This window comes from Aerococcus sp. L_32, assembly GCF_050689315.1.
In genome coordinates this window covers 1-5,747 of the sequence record NZ_JBOEQF010000136.1, presented here as the reverse complement: position 1 = coordinate 5,747, position 5,747 = coordinate 1, and the positions used below count along the sequence as shown (strand labels likewise).

Genomic DNA, 5,747 nt, shown 5'->3' with positions numbered 1-5,747 from the left:
CTTATCAGTTGTAATGATTACAGCCGTTTCCTGCGCCTTGCTCGGGGTATTTTTAGTTTTGAAGAACATGGCGATGGTGGCTGACGCCTTGTCGCATACAGTTTTACTAGGGATTGTCCTTGGTTACTTTATTGCCGGCGACCTAGATTCACCGATCCTATTTGTGGGGGCAGCCCTATTTGGTGTGATGACTGTCTACGCCATTGAATACGTGGTCAACAAGTTTGCCATCCAAAGTGATGCGGCCACTGGTTTGGTTTTTACCTTGCTTTTTGCCATTGCCATCATCCTGATTTCAAAATACGCGCGAAATGTTCACTTAGATGTGGATGTGGTCTTGAGCGGTGAAGTGGTCTTTGCGACCTTAAATACTATGGAAATCTTTGGTATCCAGGTGCCGATTTCCTTCGCCCGAATGTTTGTCATGTTGGTGATTAATCTGGCCTTTGTCACAGTGACCTACCAACAACTCAAAGTCAGCATTTTTGACCCCGTTTACGCGAAATCAATCGGTGTAGCGGTTGGGTTCTTGAATCTGGTCTTGATGACACTTGTATCCATCACCACCGTTGTTGCCTTTGATACCGTCGGTGCAATCCTAGTGATCTCCCTAATGGTAGCGCCAGCCTTGAGTGCCCATTTACTGTCAAAACGGTTATCCATCATGTTGTTAGTAGCCTTATTGTACGGGGTAATCAACAGTGTCCTTGGGTACTATGTAGCCATCTACTTTAACGTGTCCATTTCAGGAGCCATCGCCTTCGCAGGTTTTGTAACCTTCTTATTGACACTCTTGTTTGCACCAAATGGTTTAATTGGCAAGCGGTTCAAGCGGGCTAAGCAAGCCTAGATTTTGATTTAAGGAAAGTGAACGTATGTAAGTCAGCGTCTTATTCAGGCTATAAGGTCTGAGTGGGGCGCTTTTTCTTTTTGACAAAAGTATCAAGCAGATTTTACCTACTTGCGCCTAGTCCACACAAACTATAAAATGGAAGAGATGATAATGTGCATTTACAAAAATAATGAAAATAGTAACGATATAGAACGGAGGGTGTTCATGAAAGAGAGTCATCAGTACTTCGAAAATAATGAAGATCTTGAACACGACTTTAAACGATACGAGACCGTGATTTTTGACCGGCCATTTACCTTCAAGACCGACTCAGGCGTCTTTTCTAGGGATAATTTAGATTTTGGGACCCGGGTCATGCTTGAAGCCTTGGATTTTGACCAACTTGCACCGGGAGACCTGCTTGATTTAGGCGCTGGTTACGGGCCTGTAGGGGTCATTATGGGGACTATGCTGCCTGACCGCGCCATCTATGGGGTAGACATCTCTGAGCGGGCAATTTGTCTGGCTAAGGACAACGCGGCATCTAACCATGTTGACAACGTCACTTTCACCGTTTCAAATGCCTATGAAGCCATTGATAAAAGAGATTTCGGTGTTATTCTGACGAATCCACCAGTTCGTGCGGGTAAGGAAATGGTGCATCATTTTATGAGCGAAGCCATCCACTATCTAAAACCGGGTGGCGAAATTTATGTAGTTTTACAAAAGAAGCAAGGGGCACCTTCAGCTATGAAGAAATTAGAAGAAGTCTTTGGTAACGTTGAAGAAATCGAACGCCGTAAAGGTTATTGGATTTTAAAGAGTGTAAAAGAAAGCGAATAAACCATCATGGCGGGCATTGCATCCTTTGGGTGTAGTGCTTTTTTTATTTGGTCGGGAAATTTCCGAATAGAACAATACTTGTACTTTTAGAAGTTTGTGAAATTAAGCCCTTTCATTTTTAGTTTAAAGGGGTGTAGAAAGTTAACATAAAAAATGACCTATTTGTGAAAACTTGTCAAATCAACCTTTTCAAGGGTTCTTTTTTGAAAATTTTCGGTGAACGTGTTACGGTAATATGGTGAGTTTACGTTGCGTTTTGTAACAAAGTGTCAAAATAAAGGAGGATTATGATGACTACAGCAATAAAAATTGAGAATTTAACTAAAATTTATGGATCACGCGCTCAAACTGAAAAAGCGAAAAAACTATTAAATGAAGGAAAATCTAAAGAAGAAATCGTCCAACAAACAGGTGCGACAGTCGGGGTCGACAACGCCAGTTTAGATATCAAACAAGGTGAAACTTTCGTTATCATGGGATTGTCTGGCTCAGGTAAATCAACTATGTTACGTATGATCAACCGTTTAATTGAACCAACAGCAGGTAACATCACAATTTTAGGTGATGACGTGACAGGTGCTAATAAAGATGAATTACGTGAAATCAGACGTAAAAAAGTGAGTATGGTATTCCAAAGCTTCGCCTTATTCCCACACAAAACAATTCTTGAAAATACAGAATTCGGTTTGGAGATTCAAGGTGTCAGCAAAGAAGAACGTCAAAAAGCTGCTGAAAAAGCACTAGAAAACTCTGGTTTGTTAACTTTTAAAGACCAATATCCAAACCAATTATCTGGTGGTATGCAACAACGTGTTGGTTTAGCTCGTGCCCTAGCTAACGACCCAGAAATCCTATTAATGGATGAAGCCTTCTCAGCGCTTGACCCATTGATCCGTCGTGACATGCAAGATGAGTTAGTTGATTTACAAGAACGTGTAAACAAAACAATCGTCTTCATTACCCATGACTTGGATGAAGCTTTAAGAATCGGTGACCGTATCGCCTTAATGAAAGACGGAGAAGTCGTTCAAGTGGGTACCGGTGAAGAAATCTTAACGAATCCAGCTAACGATTACGTTGAACGGTTTGTTGAAAGTGTTGACCGTTCTAAAGTCCTTACTGCAGAACATGCTATGGAACGTCCAAACTTCTTATTGAATGTTGAAAAGCATGGTGCCAGAATGGCTCTACACCGTATGGAAGAAGAAAACTACAACTTCCTAATGGTGACAAACAACAAACGTGAGTTATTAGGTTACGTTCGTAACACAGATGTTGCCAAAATGATCAAAGGCAACCAAAACAAAGAATATCTATCTGTTGAATCTCTTATCCGTACTGACCATCCAGTCGTACACCCAGAAACACCGATTAATGATATTTATGACGTAATGGGTAACGCGATTATGCCGATCTCAGTTGTAGATGACGAAAATCACTTATTGGGTATGATAAGTTCTAAGATGGTTATCAACAGCTTAGCAAATGACAACAGCGAAGAAGCTGATGCAACAAATACTGAAGAGGGGGAAGAATTGAATGTTTAATTTAGCGATGTTTCCAATTGAGCAACTACCAGTTGCTGATTGGATTGAAGCAGCAACAAACTGGTTAACCGTTACATTCTCAGGTTTATTTGGCGCCATCCAAAGTGGGGGCTCAGCCTTTATGAACGGGATTACCAACTTATTACTATTAATTCCACCATTTGCCTTTATCTTAATCGTGGCAGTGATTGCTTATTTTGCAAGTAAGAAGCAATTATCATTATCTGCCTTCGCCTTAGTTGGTTTAGGTTACATTTTAAACCAAGGTTTATGGTCAGAATTAATGAACACAGTGACATTGGTACTGGTTTCTAGTGTGATCTCAATTATTATCGGGGTACCTTTAGGGATTTGGTCAGCGAAATCAAAAACTGTCCACAATATCTTAAAACCGATCTTAGACTTCATGCAGACAATGCCAGCCTTTGTTTACCTAATTCCAGCCGTTGCCTTCTTCGGTATCGGTATTGTACCAGGTACATTCGCGTCAGTAATTTTCGCCTTACCACCAACAGTACGATTCACTGAATTAGGAATCAAACAAATCTCTACTGAGTTAATTGAAGCAGCAGATGCTTTCGGTTCAACTGGTAAACAAAAATTATTTAAAGTGGAATTACCTTTAGCTAAATCGACTATCATGGCTGGTGTAAACCAAACAGTGATGCTTGCTTTATCTATGGTTGTTACAGCGTCAATGATTGGTGCGCCTGGTCTAGGTCGTCAAGTATTAACCGCTCTACAACGTGCGTCAGTAGGTTCAGGATTTGTGTCAGGTCTAGCGATTGTTATCTTAGCAATCTTGATTGACCGTTTAACAAACCGTTTCACAGCTGATAAAAATAGCTAAGTCGAGGAAAGGAGAATCCATTTTGAAGAAAAAACTTAAAGGCTTGTGGATTGCTGTCATTGCAATCTTGGGATTAGTCCTTACTTTCGGTTCTGCCGATGCATACAAATCAAACATTTTTAATTTAGTCTCTGGTGAAGACAAGGGAACCATTACCTTATCTTATGTAACGTGGGATACGGAAATTGCCTCTACAAATGTGATCGCTGAAGTATTGCGTCAAGCAGGCTATACTGTAGAAATTACACCATTAGACAACGCGATTATGTGGTCATCTGTTGCTACAAAAGAAGCGGATGCTATGGTAGGTGCTTGGTTACCTAACACACATGCACCGCAATACGAACAATATGGTGATCAAATGGAAGACTTGGGTCCTAACTTAGAGGGTGCGATTACAGGTTTAACCGTACCAACTTACATGGAAGATGTGAACTCAATCGAGGACTTAAGTGACCAAGCGAACCAAACGATTACAGGTATTGAACCTGGTGCGGGTGTTGTAGCGGCTGCAGAAGAGGCAGTAGGTACATACAGCAACCTAAGTGATTGGACAGTTCAAACATCATCTTCAGGTGCCATGACGACCGAATTAGGTACAGCTATTGCTAATGAAGAAGAAATCGTCATTACTGGTTGGTCACCACACTGGATGTTCCAAGAGTATGACTTGAAATATTTAGAAGATACTGAAGGTGTCTTCGGAGACGGTGAAACAATCAACACAATGGCCCGCCTAGGGTTGCAAGACGATATGAAAGAAGCTTACCAAATTTTAGATAACTTCTTCTGGGAAGTTGAGGATATGGAATCTGTAATGGCTGAAATCAATGACGGTGCCGATCCTCAAACTGCAGCACAAGACTGGATTGAAGCAAATCAAGATACAGTTGATCAATGGTTAGCTGTTGAAGAATAAGTAAATAAAAGCATAAATATGACTAAAATCGGGTTTGAGCCTTCCAAAAGGACTGCGTTTCAGATTAAGTTGCAGTTGACTTTGTCAGCTAGTGCCTTAATCTTTCAGCGTTCTCTTTCTGGACCTCAATCCTTACAAAGTCTCAACGAGCTTAAACAGGAGTGAGGCACACTAGTAGCCCCTCCTGTTTTTTTATACAAAAAGTAAGTAGTCGAACATTTGTAACTAAGGAAGATTATTTTCGGGAGTGTAAAAATGTTTAAGAAAATGAGTTTATTAGTAGCAGCAGTTATAGGGTTATTATTTACCTTTGGCAGTGAAGATTCGTATAAAACGACTGTAGGTTCTGATTCTGGTGGCCAAACAGTGACTCTAGCAACTGTGAATTGGGAGTCTGAAATAGCTTCAACAAATGTCCTGGCACAGGTGCTACAAGAAGCAGGGTTCAACGTACAAATTACAACAGTAGACCCGGCCATCATGTTTAGTTCGGTTGCAGAAGGACAGTCGGATGCTATGGTCGGCGGTTGGGTGCCTACAACGCACCAGGCCTATGCAGAGAAATACGGTGACTCGATGGTTGATTTAGGGGCTAACCTAGAAGGTGCTATTTCAGCATTAACTGTTCCAACATATATGGAAGATATCAATTCGATTACCGACCTCACGGATGAAAATGATTCAACTATTACAGCAATTGAACCAGGGGCAGGTGTTACCAACAGTGCCCAAAATGCTGTTAAGGAGTATGACAAC

At 41.1% G+C, this 5,747-nt stretch carries 4 protein-coding genes and 1 pseudogene; all 5 read left to right on the top strand.

The window, feature by feature from the left end:
• Positions 1-850 (top strand): metal ABC transporter permease (locus ACRCJ0_RS08860; protein WP_431390213.1); only part of this gene is annotated, 850 nt, incomplete at its 5' end.
• 207 nt (positions 851-1,057) lie between these two features.
• Entirely contained in the window at positions 1,058-1,675 is a 618-nt protein-coding gene (locus ACRCJ0_RS08855) for a class I SAM-dependent methyltransferase (protein ID WP_431390212.1), read from the top strand.
• Between the two features lie 290 nt (positions 1,676-1,965).
• Positions 1,966-3,222: a quaternary amine ABC transporter ATP-binding protein gene (locus tag ACRCJ0_RS08850; protein WP_290490589.1), complete on the top strand. Its 1,257-nt coding sequence runs from the start codon at positions 1,966-1,968 to the stop codon at positions 3,220-3,222.
• Positions 3,215-4,991, top strand: a pseudogene (locus tag ACRCJ0_RS08845) (ABC transporter permease/substrate binding protein). Before ACRCJ0_RS08850 ends, ACRCJ0_RS08845 begins: the two are co-directional and overlap by 8 nt.
• Before the next feature lie 255 nt (positions 4,992-5,246).
• A partial coding sequence (locus ACRCJ0_RS08840; protein ID WP_431390211.1) for a glycine betaine ABC transporter substrate-binding protein occupies positions 5,247-5,747 on the top strand: 501 nt, incomplete at its 3' end.